At 67.3% G+C, this 13,776-nt stretch carries 12 protein-coding genes; 6 read left to right on the top strand and 6 right to left on the bottom strand.

Going from position 1 to position 13,776, the window contains the following annotated elements:
• Positions 1-104 precede the first annotated feature (104 nt).
• On the top strand, positions 105-1,223 hold the full coding sequence (locus tag ACQP1G_RS44225; protein WP_433196422.1) for a BTAD domain-containing putative transcriptional regulator: 1,119 nt from the start codon (positions 105-107) through the stop codon (positions 1,221-1,223).
• 33 nt (positions 1,224-1,256) lie between these two features.
• Here the strand turns inward: ACQP1G_RS44225 and ACQP1G_RS44220 are convergent, their stop codons facing one another.
• Positions 1,257-1,589, bottom strand: a complete 333-nt coding sequence (locus ACQP1G_RS44220) for an excalibur calcium-binding domain-containing protein (RefSeq protein ID WP_433196420.1) — start codon at positions 1,587-1,589, stop codon at positions 1,257-1,259.
• Positions 1,590-1,781: 192 nt separating this feature from the next.
• Here ACQP1G_RS44220 and ACQP1G_RS44215 point away from each other — a divergent pair, with 192 nt between their 5' ends.
• Complete coding sequence (locus ACQP1G_RS44215; RefSeq protein WP_433209374.1) at positions 1,782-3,239, top strand: DUF4185 domain-containing protein; 1,458 nt, start codon at positions 1,782-1,784, stop codon at positions 3,237-3,239.
• A 10-nt stretch (positions 3,240-3,249) separates the two neighbouring features.
• On the opposite strand, the gene ACQP1G_RS44210 is transcribed toward ACQP1G_RS44215, so the two are convergent.
• Complete coding sequence (locus tag ACQP1G_RS44210; RefSeq protein WP_433196418.1) at positions 3,250-4,320, bottom strand: fused (3R)-hydroxyacyl-ACP dehydratase subunits HadA/HadB; 1,071 nt, start codon at positions 4,318-4,320, stop codon at positions 3,250-3,252.
• A 98-nt stretch (positions 4,321-4,418) separates the two neighbouring features.
• Positions 4,419-5,522, bottom strand: coding sequence for an Rv0361 family membrane protein (locus ACQP1G_RS44205; protein ID WP_433196416.1), 1,104 nt, complete (start codon positions 5,520-5,522; stop codon positions 4,419-4,421).
• 118 nt (positions 5,523-5,640) lie between these two features.
• Here ACQP1G_RS44205 and ACQP1G_RS44200 point away from each other — a divergent pair, with 118 nt between their 5' ends.
• From ACQP1G_RS44200 to ACQP1G_RS44190, 3 genes are all read left to right on the top strand, one after another.
• A complete protein-coding gene (locus ACQP1G_RS44200; protein ID WP_433196414.1) occupies positions 5,641-7,290 on the top strand; it encodes a hypothetical protein in 1,650 nt (549 codons plus the stop codon).
• Between the two features lie 230 nt (positions 7,291-7,520).
• Complete coding sequence (locus ACQP1G_RS44195; RefSeq protein ID WP_433196412.1) at positions 7,521-7,970, top strand: DUF3151 domain-containing protein; 450 nt, start codon at positions 7,521-7,523, stop codon at positions 7,968-7,970.
• 52 nt (positions 7,971-8,022) lie between these two features.
• A complete protein-coding gene (locus ACQP1G_RS44190) occupies positions 8,023-9,126 on the top strand; it encodes an FUSC family protein (protein ID WP_433209371.1) in 1,104 nt (367 codons plus the stop codon).
• 297 nt (positions 9,127-9,423) lie between these two features.
• On the opposite strand, the gene ACQP1G_RS44185 is transcribed toward ACQP1G_RS44190, so the two are convergent.
• The 3 genes from ACQP1G_RS44185 to ACQP1G_RS44175 form a co-directional block, all read right to left on the bottom strand.
• Entirely contained in the window at positions 9,424-10,272 is an 849-nt protein-coding gene (locus ACQP1G_RS44185) for a glycosyltransferase family 2 protein (RefSeq protein WP_433196410.1), read from the bottom strand.
• A 313-nt stretch (positions 10,273-10,585) separates the two neighbouring features.
• Positions 10,586-11,374, bottom strand: a complete 789-nt coding sequence (locus ACQP1G_RS44180; protein ID WP_433196408.1) for a site-2 protease family protein — start codon at positions 11,372-11,374, stop codon at positions 10,586-10,588.
• Positions 11,371-12,030 (bottom strand): hypothetical protein, encoded by a 660-nt coding sequence (locus tag ACQP1G_RS44175; RefSeq protein WP_433196406.1) that lies wholly within the window; start codon positions 12,028-12,030, stop codon positions 11,371-11,373. The genes ACQP1G_RS44180 and ACQP1G_RS44175 overlap by 4 nt, the downstream gene beginning before the upstream one ends.
• A 450-nt stretch (positions 12,031-12,480) precedes the next feature.
• Here ACQP1G_RS44175 and ACQP1G_RS44170 point away from each other — a divergent pair, with 450 nt between their 5' ends.
• Positions 12,481-13,770 carry an adenylosuccinate synthase gene (locus ACQP1G_RS44170; protein WP_433196404.1) on the top strand — a complete coding sequence of 430 codons (1,290 nt, stop codon included), beginning with the start codon at positions 12,481-12,483 and terminating at the stop codon, positions 13,768-13,770.
• Positions 13,771-13,776: the final 6 nt, after the last annotated feature.

The following is a 13,776-nucleotide window of genomic DNA, read 5'->3' as shown; positions in this document are numbered from 1 at the left end:
AAGTAGAGTCTGCCGAACGCCGCCTGTTGCGGTGGTGGTCGGCGACGGGCGGGCCCACGGAGGGCCCGTGAACTCCGCGAATAGGAAACAGGGGCTTTGAGCACATGAGTCTGGATGTGCGCGTGCTCGGGCCTGTACGACTGCTGGTCGGTGGTGAGCCGGTAGCGGTCGGCGGGCCCAAGCCGCGAGCCTTGCTCGCCGCGCTGACCGTCAATCGACGGCGCGCGGTGGCTTCGGCTGCACTGGCCGATATGGTGTGGAACGAGGATCCACCCGACTCCTACGCCGCCAGCCTGCAGGTATTCGTCTCGAATATCCGTAAGGCGCTGCGCAATTCGGGTGTGGATCCGGCCATGGTGCTGCGCACCGAATCATCCGGCTATCGACTCGAGATCCCGGAGGATGCCTGCGACCTCGGACGCTTCGAAGCGGCCAGGGATGCGGGCACGCGCTGCACCGAGGTCGGCGACCACGCGGGTGCGGCGCAGCTGTACGGGAATGCGTTGCGCGAGTGGAGCGGTCGCGCTTTGGCCGATCTGGCCGGACTGCAGTTCGCCGACGGTTTCGCCACCGCGATGGACGAGGAGCGGCTGCAGGCCGCCTCGGCTCGCATCGATGCCGAAATCGCCTGTGGGCGTGCCTCATCGGTGATCGGTGAGCTGGTCTCGATGACCAATGAGCATCCGCTGCGCGAGCCGCTGTGGGGTCAGCTGATCACCGCACTGTATCTGTCCGGTCGGCAGGCCGACGCGCTGGAGGCGTGCCGTCGGGTGCGCACGGTGCTCGCGGAGGAACTCGGTATCGACCCTGGTCCGGTGCTGGTCGATCTCGAGCAGCGGGTGCTGCGTCAGGAACCGCTGAGCACAATGGAACTCAAGCGCACCGAGCGGCTGGCCGCGGCGATGACCGAGACCGTCACCGAGATGCCGCGTGCGGTCCGCAGCGGACAGCTGCGCATGCCGGACGGGCGGATCCTGGCAATCGCGCAGGGCGGCATGCGAATCGGCCGGATGACCGATAACGATCTGGTCCTCGACGATCCGAAGGCCAGTCGCTATCACGCGCACATCATGCCGAGCCGGGCCGGACTGCTGATCAAGGATCTGCATTCGGCCAATGGTGTGTACGTCAACGACGGCGCGATCGAGAGCGGTGCGCTGCTCGCCGACGGTGACAACATCCGTATCGGCGCGACGGTGCTGGTGTTCCAAGCGGTGCAGTAGCGCGCTCGGTCGCAGACTGTGCGGTCTACCGCCTCAGTCGCAAGCGATACCGTCGCCGTCCGGATCGAGGTACGGCGCGTAGCCGGGCTGACCACGGTAGAGCGGGAGCTTGCCCTCGGCGCGCACCTGATCGCAGTCGGTGTAGTACTTCGTCGGCTTTTCCTCCGACTCCGTCGGTGGTGGCACATTCGAACCCTTCGGACCCGGGCGATAGGTCGGCACCGGAAGCGAACCGTCTGGGCCCGAAACGTGTTGGACGGTGGGTATATCGGCGATGGCGGCGGGCGGGATCACCGCGAGCGCAGCGGCCGCCAGACAGGCCGCGCCGATCGCGGGTAGTACGCGGCGTTCGACTGAAATTCTCACACCAACCATCCTGCGCCGAGTTCGGCCGTTGCGGGTCATGGATACCTATCGATTCCGATCGGAAAGTCGGACAGGTTGTACGGCACTGAACGGGTAGGGTCGACCGCTGTGCCACCGCATCGCGAAGCGATTCGACGAGGGGTGGTGGCCGGGAGGCGGGTGGGCGAATTGCGAGATGTCGAGGGGTTGCCGATGGCTCGGCGGTGGATGGCCGTACTCGGTGCCGTCGTGTGCACGGCCGGGGCATTGACGTACGCGGGTCGACCTGCTGGCGCAACGCCCGTGGAGAACGGCCCGGTAGCTGGTCCGTGCGTGACCGATCCGCCCGCAACGCATGCGGGCCTGGTGCCCGAGACGCTCGAAGTGCCGATCCCGTATCCGGTGATCACCGTACTGCCGCCCGATCGGCCCGAGCGAGCGCCGATCCGGACACAGATGGAGTTGCCGTCGAATCCGTGCACCAACCCGTGCCCGGATCTGACCGATGCGCCCGCACCGCCGCCCAGCCTGGCCAGCAGACTCGGCATTCCGGAAATTCTGTTGAGCCCCAAGCCTTTCCACCTCGGCATTCCTGGGCCGGGACCGGATCCGGGTCAGGTGCCGCCGCCCCCGCCGCGGGTGGATCCGCCGATCGAGCCCGCCGCGCAGTCCCCGGCCCGGCCGACGCCGCAGATCAGCGCGGTCACCGAGGTGGCCAAGCAGACCGGGGCGAATTCGGTGAACCGCACCGATAAGCGCTGGCAGGTGGATGGCACCGACCTCGGGATCATGTGGGAGAGCGCGCCGGGGGAGATCGCCACCGCCTTCGGCGACACCGTCGGGCGCGGCTTCCACCCGCCGGGCGGGATGGGGATGGATTGGCGCAGCAATGTGCTTGCCTTCAGCACCGACCGGGATCTATCCGACGGTATGACCTACGACCGGATGGTGACCGACGATCGCTGCCACGCGGCGGAAGTGCTCTCCAGCCGCAAACTCGACAATGTCGAGGTCACCACGATTCCTACCTCAGGATTCGCGCTCGGGGAGCGGCAGTACCTGAGCTATATGTCGATTCGCACCTGGAACAGCGTTCCCGGCACGTTCTTCACCAATTACGGCGGCATCGCCTATTCCGATGACCACGGCCAGACCTGGACCAAGGATCCCTACGCACGCTGGGACAACATTTTCGGGCTCGCGAATTTCCAAGTGAGTGCGATGATTCCGCAGGGCGACTACGTATATATGTTCGGCACGCCCAACACCCGGTTGGCGGCAGTCGGCGTCGCACGGGTGCCGAAGGATCAGTTGCTCAACACCACGGCCTACCAATACTGGTGCGACGGTAACTGGACTCCGGTAGGCGGATTCGACTCCGCGAGCCCGATCGTCGATGCGCCGGTGGGTGAGCTGTCGGTGCGCTTCGATGCCGCCCGAAACGTATGGCAGATGAGCTATCTCGATACCACCAAGGCAGCGCTGGTTGTCCGCGAATCGGATTCACCGCAGGGGGTGTGGTCCGATGGTGCGCCGACGGTGACGGTGCTCGATCACCCCGAGCTGTACGGCGGATTCATCCACCCCTGGTCCTCGGGTTCGGACCTCTACTTCACTATGTCGACCTGGAGCGACTACAACGTGTATCTCATGCACGCGACCATCGAATGAAGGTGCGCCGCTAGGCGAATCTGACCTCGGCGATGGCCCGGCCGAAGAGCTTGCGGCCTTCGGAGACGCCCGCGAGCAAGATTGTCGCGGTGCGTCTTCGTGGATCGAGCGATTTGATCTTCCCGCTGAACTCGACGGTGCTCGGCGTCTCGGTCGTCACCGGGACGAATCCGGAGAACCGCACACTGAACTTCTCGATCGCCGTCGGATCGCCGAGCCAGGAGGTCAGATAACCACCGGCCAGACTCATGGTCAGCATCCCGTGCGCCACCACCGTCGGTAGTCCGGCCAGTTGGGCCGCACGCTCGCTGAAGTGAATCGGGTTGGGATCGCCCGAAACTCCCGCATAGTTGGTCAGATCGCCGCGCGTCACCTGCGCGGTCCCGGCCGGGAGCTGATCGCCGACGGCTAGTTGGTCGAAGTCGGGGAGGGTGTGCACGAGATCGCTGCGCGATGCGGGCGTTCCGGGGGCCGGGGCGTCCGCGGCCAAGGCGACCAGCGGGCCGCGGTCGGGGACCGCGAAATCGCCGACGGTGACCGGGCGGGCGTGCATCATGATGTTCTCGACGGCGTTGGCGATATTCGGGTCGACCTCGACACCGCGGCGCGCCACGATGGTGGTCGAACCCGACTGCACGATCTCGCCGTGCTGGTTGGTCAGCGAGAACGTGACCAGGATGAAGTCGTTATCGCCGAACTGCCGGATCGATTCGATCACGACCTCGGTGCTGAGCCGATCGCCCGCCACGATCGGCCGGGCCAGCTCGAAGACCTGGTCGGTCTGCAGGATCTGGGACAGGTCGTAATCGGCGAGCACCGATTCGAGCAGGGCCCGGGTCGCACTGATGCCGATGACCGAGGCGAAGGTCGGCGGCGCGATGATTCCGTCGTAGCCGAGCTCGCGCGCATCGGGTTCGAAATGATGCGCGCCGTGCTGACTCTGCGTTGCGCGTGCGAACTCGCGGACCTTCTCGCGGCCGACCGCGTAGTGGTCGCGCACCCGGAACCGGCGTCCCGCCACTGTGGCTGTCTGCACAACTACATCATTTTCCGGCTGTGCGATTGTCTGCTCCCTGACCATGATCCGGGCCATGCTACTGGCGAACCGGTCCATTGACCAGGTAAGTGTGACGTTCGCTACCGGTTAGAGGGCTTGCCTTTTGGTTATGGCGACGTCGGCTACGGTGTCGCCGCGGTCGGCGGGTCGCAGACCTTCCAGCCGTCGTCGGTGTGCTCCAGATCGAAGGTCCTGGCCGATCGCTTGGACGGATCCGCATCGGTGTAGACGTTGGCCTGCGCGATCGCGGTCTTATCGGTGATCTGGACCGCATCGACGCTCGCCACCACCGGAATATTCTTGCGATCCGTTGATAGCTGGTGCACGCTCGCGAACTGATCTGCTGGAATGCCCTGATAGAAGTCGTGCAGCGGTCCGCACGTGGTCTTGCGCAGCGCCGCGAGGTCGCCGGACTTCAAAGCCGCGGTGTAATCGGTGATGCTGGCGCGCACCTTGGCCTCCGGGGAGTTGTCGCCCCGATTCCCGATCAGTACGGCCGCCAGCGCAATCACCGCCATTACCGCCGCGGCCGCCCCGAGCGCCGTGAACAGCCAGCGCTTCGACTGCCCGGCCGGTGTCGCGGCATCGGTGGCTGCCGCCTGCTGGCCGGGCGGCGTGATCCGCTGCGGCTGCGCCATCGGTTGCGGGGGTCGCCCGATCACCGGCTGGGCGGGCCGAGTCAAGTGGGTATCCGCCGGTGACGGTGCCGATGCGACCTGACGCGGGCGAGCAGGCGGGCGCGGCGCCGACAGCGCGGTCTCCTCGCCCCCCGGTCCTTGCGCAGGTCCTTGGGCTCCGGCCTGCTTCGGCCCGGCCGCCGGACGCGGCGTACTCGGCGGCTTGGTGACCGGCCCGGGCCGCGCCGCGGTCGGAGCGACCCGATCGGTGCCCCCTGGCTTCGCATCGGTCCGCATCCGCTGCGTGGCGTTCTTATCGACCGGCCGCTGAATCGGCAACGCCACGGTCTTCTCGGCGTCCAGCTTCGAAACCACCGGCATGGCGATCGTCTGGTCATCGGCCCCGGCCAGATCCGGCGCACCGGCACCCGGCTCATCCGGGCCCGTCGAAACAGTGGCATCCTTGCCGCCCACCGACGGCTTGTGCCCGGGATCGATCCGCCGCATGACCGTGGTCGCGGCATCCGCCCCCGCGATATCGTCGACCTGATCCGCCCCCGCGTCGGCAGCTGCCGCGGACTCGCTCGCACTCGGATCCCGCCGAATCACAGTGGTTTTCGCATCGGGTCCCGCGGACGGTCCGGCAGTGCCGGCGGATGTGTCAGCGGATTGTGCGGCTTCGCGGCCGGACAATCCGGCGGCAGCTGGGGCGGCACCGCTGGCTGGCGTGGCTGTGCCGCCGGACGGGGTGGCGGTCCGGCCCGCGGAACCAGCCGCGCCAGCTGGTGCGGCAGTGCTGGCGGACGGTGCGGCAGTGCTGGCGGACGGTGCGGCAGGGCGGGCCGACGGTGCGGCAGGGCGGGCCGACGGTGCGGCAGGGCGGGCCGACGGTGCGGCGGGGCGGGGCGACGGCGCGGTCGGGCCTACCGACTTGGCACCGGCCGGAGCACCGGGTTGTGTGGGAGCAGGGGGTTCGCTGCGTGGCGCGGACTTGGCGGCGGCCGGGGCGGACCCTTTGACGGCATCGGCCGGTCGACCAGCTGCGGAACCGCCCGAGGCGGTGGATACCGCTGGGCCGCTACCGGATTGGACCGTGGGACCGCCTTGTTCGATCGCGGCGGTCGGAGCGTCGGGCCCGCTGGCAACGTTGGTCGGGCGGTCGGTGGAGCCACCAGCAGTTGGTGTGGGCTTGCCGGACGGAGTTGTGCCGGATGCGGTCGCGTTCGGGGTGGTTCGTGCGCCGGGGCCGGGGGTGCCGCTGGAGACAGTTGGTGCGGTGCCGCTGGCTCGTGTGGCTGTGCCGCTGGGCGGGGTGGAGCCACCAGCAGTTGGTGTGGCCTTGCCGGACGGAGTTGTGCCGGATGCGGTCGCGTTCGGGGTGGTGCCGCGCGCCGCCGGTGTGGCCTTGCCGGAGGGAGTTGTGCCGGATGCGGTCGCGTTCGGGGTGGTTCGTGCGCTGGGGCCGGGGGTGCCGCTGGAGACAGTCGGGGTGGTGCTGCTGGGCGGGGTGGCGCCGCGCGGCACCGGTGTGGCCTTGCCGGAGGGAGTCGCGGCGGATGCGGCTGTGCTCGGGGCGGCAGCCGTCTTATCTTTGCCGCCTGTGTCCTTGGCGGGCTGTTTGCCCTCGGTGCCACTGCGTGGGATCGCCGTTGTCTTCGCTTCGGAATTCGGGGTCGCAGCGGGGGTACCACTCGGTGCGGATCCGCCAGCGGACGGATTCATTCCCACCGGAGCGGATCGGCCCGCGCCGCCAGCGGGCTGGCCCGGGCGGGCGGGCTTGGTCGCATCGGCGGGCTTGGTCGCGCCGCCAGTCGCGGATGTGGACGACTGTGCACCGACGGATCCGGCCGGTCGGCTGGGCGCGGCACCGGAAGGCGCGGGCGTCGCTCGCGGGCCAGCGGCGGCCGCGGGCTTGCCGAGCGCCGCGATATCCCCGGTCGAGGGATTCGGGCCGCTCGCCTGTTCGGTACCGGATGGTTGCTTCGCAGCCGAGGGTGCCGCGATCGGCCGGGTCGGCGCCGCGGCCGCGCGTTCGGTCGCGTCTGATCCGGCAGAGGTGCCGGATCCCGACGATGGCTCAGCACCCGACGGGGCGGGAATCGGTCGGGTCGGCGCCGCGGCCGCGCGTTCGGCCGCGGCGCCGCGGGCCGCGGAAGTGCCAGGTTTCGGCGACGCACCGCGGTCCGCGGAACCGTCGGGTTTCGGCGATGAGCCAGGGGCTGCCGGAGAGCTGGGGTTCGATGCGGGTGTCCGGTCCGCGGACGCGGCGGGGCGCGCGTTATCGGCCGCTTCGGCGGGTCGGCCGGTATCTCGTGCCGGGCTCTTCTCGTCGTTCGGATCGGACACCTACTACCCCTCGCTCAGGCGGAACAGTTGAACTCGACGGCCAGCCTAGCCAGCAAATCCGTCAACTGTGAGGATTCCCCTCCGCTGCGCTCCGGTCATCCCGGCCGAAGTCGCGGACAGTCGGGGCCGGTATGCCGGTCCGCGATGCTGGGCTGGTCGGCGGCAAAGAGCTGGCCGAGCCGGTCGCGGTGGGCAAGGCACTGTTCAGTGCGGGGAACGCAGTGTCGGCGCGGGACGTGCGAGCAGTGCACAATGAACCGCATGACCTCGTTCGGTGACTTGCTCGGACCGCAACCGGTACTCCTGCCCGAAGACTCCGATGTGGAGGAGGCGCTGCTCGATAAGGCCGATCCGGTGCAGGTCGCGGCCGCGCATCCGGCGGCTTCGATCGCGTGGGCCTACCTCGCGGAGGCCGCGTTGGCGCGCGGTGGGGCCGAGGGGGATGCACAGGTGGTCAATCACGACATCATCGCCGCGTACGCGTTCGCGCGCACCGGCTACCACCGCGGCCTCGATCTCCTGCGGCGCAATGGCTGGAAGGGTTTCGGGCCGGTGCCGTGGAGTCATGAGCCCAATCGCGGGTTCCTGCGCAGCGTCGGCGCGCTGGCCAGGGCGGCCAGGGCGGTCGGCGAGTCCGAAGAGTACGCGCGCTGCTTGGACCTGTTGGAGGACTGCGACCCCCGCGCCGCGGCGGAGCTCGGCCTCGACTGAGACGAAATTGATCGACCCGAATTCCCCGGTTGGCGTCGCCCGCGCCAGCACCATGGAGACGCTGCGCAGCGCGTGGGCGCGGTTGCGACTGTCCGCATTGCCGATTCTGCAGTGCGCGGTCGGTGCGGCGCTGGCCTGGTTCATCGCGCACAAGATCGTCGGGCATGCGCAGCCGTTCTTCGCACCGACCGCGGCCGTGGTCTCGATCGGCATTTCGTTCGGCGCGCGGCTGCGCAGGTCGGTGGAGTTGGTGGTCGGTGTCGCGGTCGGCATCGGCATCGGCGACCTGTTCATCACACGCGCTGGCACCGGCGTCTGGCAGATCGCCTTGGTGGTCGCGGTGGCCATGGCGCTCGCGGTATTCCTGGACGGCGGGTCGATCATCACCATGCAGGCCGCCGGTTCGGCCGTGCTGGTGGCCACCTTGCTGCCGCCGTCGGCGGGCGGAGGTTTCTCGCGGATGATCGACGCGCTGGTGGGCGGATTGGTCGGCGTGGTGGTGGTCGCGTCGATACCGCTGCATCCCGTGCGCCGGGCCCGCGAGCAAGCCGCGGAAGTCCTTGCGGTGATGAGTAAATCGCTGCACGAGTGCGCCGACGGACTGCTCGAACAGGATTCGGAGAAGATCCGCCGTGTCCTGGCCGCCGCCCGCGCGACCCAACCCCAGATCGACGGCCTGCGCTCCACCCTCGAGGGCGGTCGCGAGATCAGCCGGATCTCGCCGCTCTACTGGAATTCGCGCCAGCGCCTGGACCGCATCCGCGCCACCGCCGATCCGCTCGACAATGCCGTGCGCAACACCAGGGTGCTGTTGCGCCGTTCGCTGACACTGGTGCAGGACGACGAAATCCTCGACCCCCGACTCATCGATGAGCTGGAACGTCTGGCTCAGGCCGTCGAGGTGGTGCGTCGGATGATGCTCGCCGATCCCGGTCAGCAGCCGGATCAGGCCGAGGCCGCCAGGGTGCTGCGCGGTGTCGCCAAGGGCGCGCGGCCGGAACTCGTTGACGGCGCGGGACTTTCGGCGCATGTGGTCTTCGCGCAGATGCGTTCCATGCTGGTCGATCTCATGCAGGTCTGCGGTATGCAGCGCATCTCCGCGATGGCCTTGCTGCCCCCGACGGTCCCGCATCCGCATGTGCCGCCCGAGGAATGAGCCGACTACTCAGCGTATTTCGGACATTTCCAGGTGGTGCGCGACCTCACCCCCGATGCCCGGCACCCGAACTCCGATCATCGCGTAGTCCGCTACTCGTGTTCGCGCGTCGCCGCGGTCATAGCCTCGAGAGGCAACCGCGGTTACGAGGGGTAGCGCGGTTCGGACGCTTCGCACGACGGCGAAACGCCCTACCGGCTATTTTGGTGTGGTGGCCGGGCGGGTAAGGGCGCACCGTGGTCGAGTGAAGAGGTCGCCCGGTCCGGGAGGTCGGACCGGGCGACCGGCACCCGCTATTCAGTCCACCGGGGACAGGCGTTCCGGACTGCCGCGCAATGTGAAGCGGCGACGATCGAAATCCCACAGCCGATAGATCGGCCATTGCAGGGTGTGCCCGAGCCAGGCGAAGCCGGCGAAGACCCGGGTCACCGGCAGGATGGGATACCCCCGATTCGCGATGGCGTTCAGGCCGCGCAACTGATACTTCCAGAAGTCACGGGGATTGGTTCGGCGCCGCCGGGCCGAGATCCGCACCCGCTGATCCGGCAATTGCTGAATGCGCAGCCCTTTCATCGATAGGCAGAGCGCGAGATCCAGATCCTCGTGGATATCGGTCCGAACGGTGGTGTCGTCTTCGACCTCATCCCATGCGGTCCGGCGGATGGCCATATTCGCGCCGTGCATATTGCCGACCGGGCCGCCGAACATGCCGAGCTTCAGCTTCGCCCAGACTCCGATGTTCAGGAAAAAGCTGACCGGAGAGTCGTGGTAGGTGAAGATGCCGGTCGTCGCGGCGACGTCCGGATGCGCGGTCGCATAGTCGCGGATGGTCGCGCCCCAGTGCGGTTCGACGAAGGTGTCGGCGTCGATGCGGACGATGAAATCGCCTCGCGCCTTGGCGATTCCGGCGTTGCGCGCGGGGATGAGCCCGCGGGTCTCCTCGTAGATCAGTTCGATTTTCGGGTGGGCGGTCGCGTATTCGCGCACGATCGCGTCGGTGCCGTCGGTACTGCCATTGTCGACGACGATGATTTCGCTGATCGCTTCCTGATCGACGAGTCGTTCCAGGCAGCGCAGGATGAGCGCGGCTTCGTCGAGGACGGGGATGACCACCGATAGCGTGATCGGTGCTGGTGAACCGGTCATGGGTAAAACTCCAGGAGTCGAGCACAGTGGAGAAAGCGACCGCTCGGTATGTTTGAGCGGCCGGAGTGGAGACAGCGTTGTCAGCCGGGGGGAGTGATGTCGAACGGAGACTGCCGTCGACTGAGTGCGTTCAGGCGAGAGCTGAGCGCGATATTTCTCGGGATGGGACCCGTCGGGTCCTATTCGCAACCCATCCGCTCGGGTACTTCCTGGGCGGATGTCCAATATCGTAGTTGGAGCATTTGACGTGGAGTGTTCCCCAAAATTGGGAAGCCGTACTGGTCGGTCTTCAGCGCGCTGCGACGGGTAGCGGCTACGTCCAGAACCGGGTCAGCCAACTGCCGAACCGGGACCAATCCGCATCGACCCCGGACAACTCGTACAGCGAGTAGACCGCGTCGAAGAACACCGTGTTGATCGACGGCGTGAACAGCAGCGCGAACAGGATCAGCATGCCGAACGGCTTGAATTGGTCCAGCGCACGCCGAGTCCGATAACTCAGCGACGGCTCGATAACGCCGTACCCGTCCAACCCGGGCAGCGGCAGAATGTTCAAAAGCGTTGCGGTGATTTGCAGAAACGCCAGAAAGCTCAGGCCGTACCAGAACGCGCGATGCGAAGTGTCACTGCCGAAAAACCGCACGACCACCAATAACAGCACCGCACACAGCGCGTTCACCGCGGGCCCCGCACCACTGATGATCCGCTGCATGCGTGGGCTGACGCTGTGCGTGTGCACGTACACCGCACCGCCGGGCAACCCGATACCGCCGAGTGCGATGAACACCATCGGCAACACGATCGACAGCAGCGGATGGCTGTATTTCAGTGGATTCAGCGTGAGATATCCCCGCAATTCCACCTCGTTATCGCCCGCCCGCCATGCCGTGAACGCATGGGCGAATTCGTGCAGGCACAACGTGACTATCCAGCCGAAAACGACGAGTAGGAAGACCCCGAACTTTGCCCGCGTCGACTGCACATCGGCATCCCAGGCCAGCACCCCGCCAGCCACGGCGATCGCGATCACCAACAGGAATACCGGGCTCGGCCGCACGGCTCCGAGTCCGGAGCGGCGATTCTTCGGGAAGGGAATCGTCATCGCACAAGTAGCCAGTCTTCGTGATGTCGATAGAACGAGGAGCGCGGCAGAATCCGGTCGTTGGCGATGCCGTCGCGGGTCACCACTGCCCCCGGTGTGCCGAGTTGCGCGGCCCGTCCCATCAGCCAGCGGCGCCTGCGCAGGCCTTTCGGCACGGTCGCCCGCACCCCCGGCAGTTCGAGTGTCGGGGATACGAGCATCGCGTTGACCTTGCCGGAGAACAACTGGGCGTCGTCCACGTACGCCTCGCCCTCGAGTTTCTCACCACCGGGGCCGGTGATCACGGCCCGCCCGACCAGCACCGTTCCGGTGTCGTCGCGAACCAAGGGGGTCTCGGAGGCCCGGCCCTCCACCGCCCGCTTGGCGGCGGCATTGCCGGTGCCGGTCTGGTAGACGCGGGAGCCGTAGGTCTTGTCGACGGGTACGTATCCGATCTCCACATGGAGTCGTTCGGTGCGCATCAGATGGGTCAGCACCGAGGCCAGGGCGGCATCGTCGCCGAGCACGATCAGCCGTGGCAGGCTATCGGCGGCGAGGACGGGCAGTAGCTCATCGATCACGCTGTTTTCCGGGATGGCGGTCGTCCGCGAGAGCGGCAGCGACGCGAGGGCGATGGGTACCGGTGCGCCGTCGCAACGGAGAACGTGGGTACTCAAACTGCGGTACACCCTCCTCGGTTCGGCCGACAACTCGTCGACCACCCTCGCCACTTCCACGCCGGACCCCCTTGCTGGTCCGCCAGTGCCTCGCAACCATAGCCGTGTTTGATTGGCAGCGCCTGCGGCGCTGCATGTTCGCGGGCCCCGTCCGTCCCGCGTCCGAGCGGCCGAGACTCGCGCCTGCGGCGCATGCACTTCGGCCGCTCGGATGTGCGACGGGCCGCGAACTCCTCGCTCGTAAGACGCGTTCCGCTGTGGGTGCGTAGACATCGACTGTCGCCTGCGATCCGGACGGACGCCGGGGCGCAACTGGGCGTTGGGTAGACTGTTCTTCCGGCCACCGCCTCGATACGGCAGGTAGCTGCAACACTGGTGCTTACCCACCCGCCGGCTCCGCTGGCTGCCATCCCCCGGGGTGTTGCGCGTCGAACCGTAGGAGACACGACCATGCCGGCAATCGTCCTGATCGGCGCCCAGTGGGGCGACGAGGGTAAGGGCAAAGCAACCGATCTGCTCGGTGGCAGGTTGCAATGGGTGGTCCGGTACCAAGGCGGTAACAACGCCGGTCACACGGTGGTGCTACCCAATGGCGACAAATTCGCACTACATCTGATTCCCTCGGGCATCCTCACGCCGGGCGTGACGAATGTCATCGGCAACGGTGTCGTGGTCGATCCCGGCGTCCTGCTCGCGGAGCTGGCCGGACTCGAGGAGCGCGGCGTCGACACCTCGGGTCTGCTGCTCTCGGCCGACGCGCACTTGATCATGCCGTACCACGTGGCCATCGATAAGGTCACCGAACGCTTCCTCGGCAATAAGAAGATCGGCACCACCGGCCGCGGTATCGGTCCGTGCTACCAGGACAAGGTCGCCCGCGTCGGCGTGCGGGTTGCCGATGTGTTGGACGAGAAGATCCTGACGCAGAAGGTCGAAGCCGCCCTGGAATTCAAGAACCAGGTGCTTGTGAAGATCTACAACCGCCGTGCGCTCGACCCGCAGCAGGTGGTGGACGAGGTGCTCGAGCAGGCGGACAGCTTCAAGCATCGCATCGCCGACACTCGACTGGAGCTGAATCTGGCGCTCGAGCGCGGCGAAACCGTCCTGCTGGAGGGCTCGCAGGGCACCCTGCTCGACGTGGACCACGGCACGTATCCGTATGTGACCTCGTCCAACCCGACCTCGGGTGGTGCGGCGGTCGGCGCCGGCGTCGGCCCCAACAGGATCAATACGGTGCTCGGCATCCTGAAGTGCTACACCACTCGCGTCGGCTCGGGTCCGTTCCCGACCGAACTCTTCGACAACTTCGGTGAATTCCTGGCCAAACAGGGCGGCGAGGTCGGTGTCACCACCGGCCGGGCCCGCCGTTGCGGCTGGTTCGACGCGGTCATCGCACGGTACGCGACCCGGGTCAACGGCATCACCGACTATTTCCTCACCAAACTGGACGTGCTGTCGAGCCTGGACCGGGTGCCGATCTGCGTCGCGTACGAGATCGATGGCAAGCGGGTCGAGCAGATGCCGACCACACAGACCGAATTCCACCACGCCAAGCCGATTTACGAGGAGATGCCCGGCTGGTGGGAGGACATCTCGCAGGTGCAGACCTTCGAGGAACTGCCCGCCAACGCGCAGGCCTATGTGCTGCGCCTGGAAGAGCTGTCCGGCGCCCGCATTTCCTGCATCGGCGTCGGACCGGGGCGTGACCAGACAATTGTCCGCCACGACGTGCTCGGTTAGCGCTGC

Origin of the sequence: Nocardia sp. CA-107356 (genome assembly GCF_050946365.1) — a bacterium.
In the GTDB taxonomy this organism is placed as follows: Bacteria; Actinomycetota; Actinomycetes; order Mycobacteriales; family Mycobacteriaceae; genus Nocardia.
This window is presented reverse-complemented; position numbering and strand designations above follow the sequence as displayed.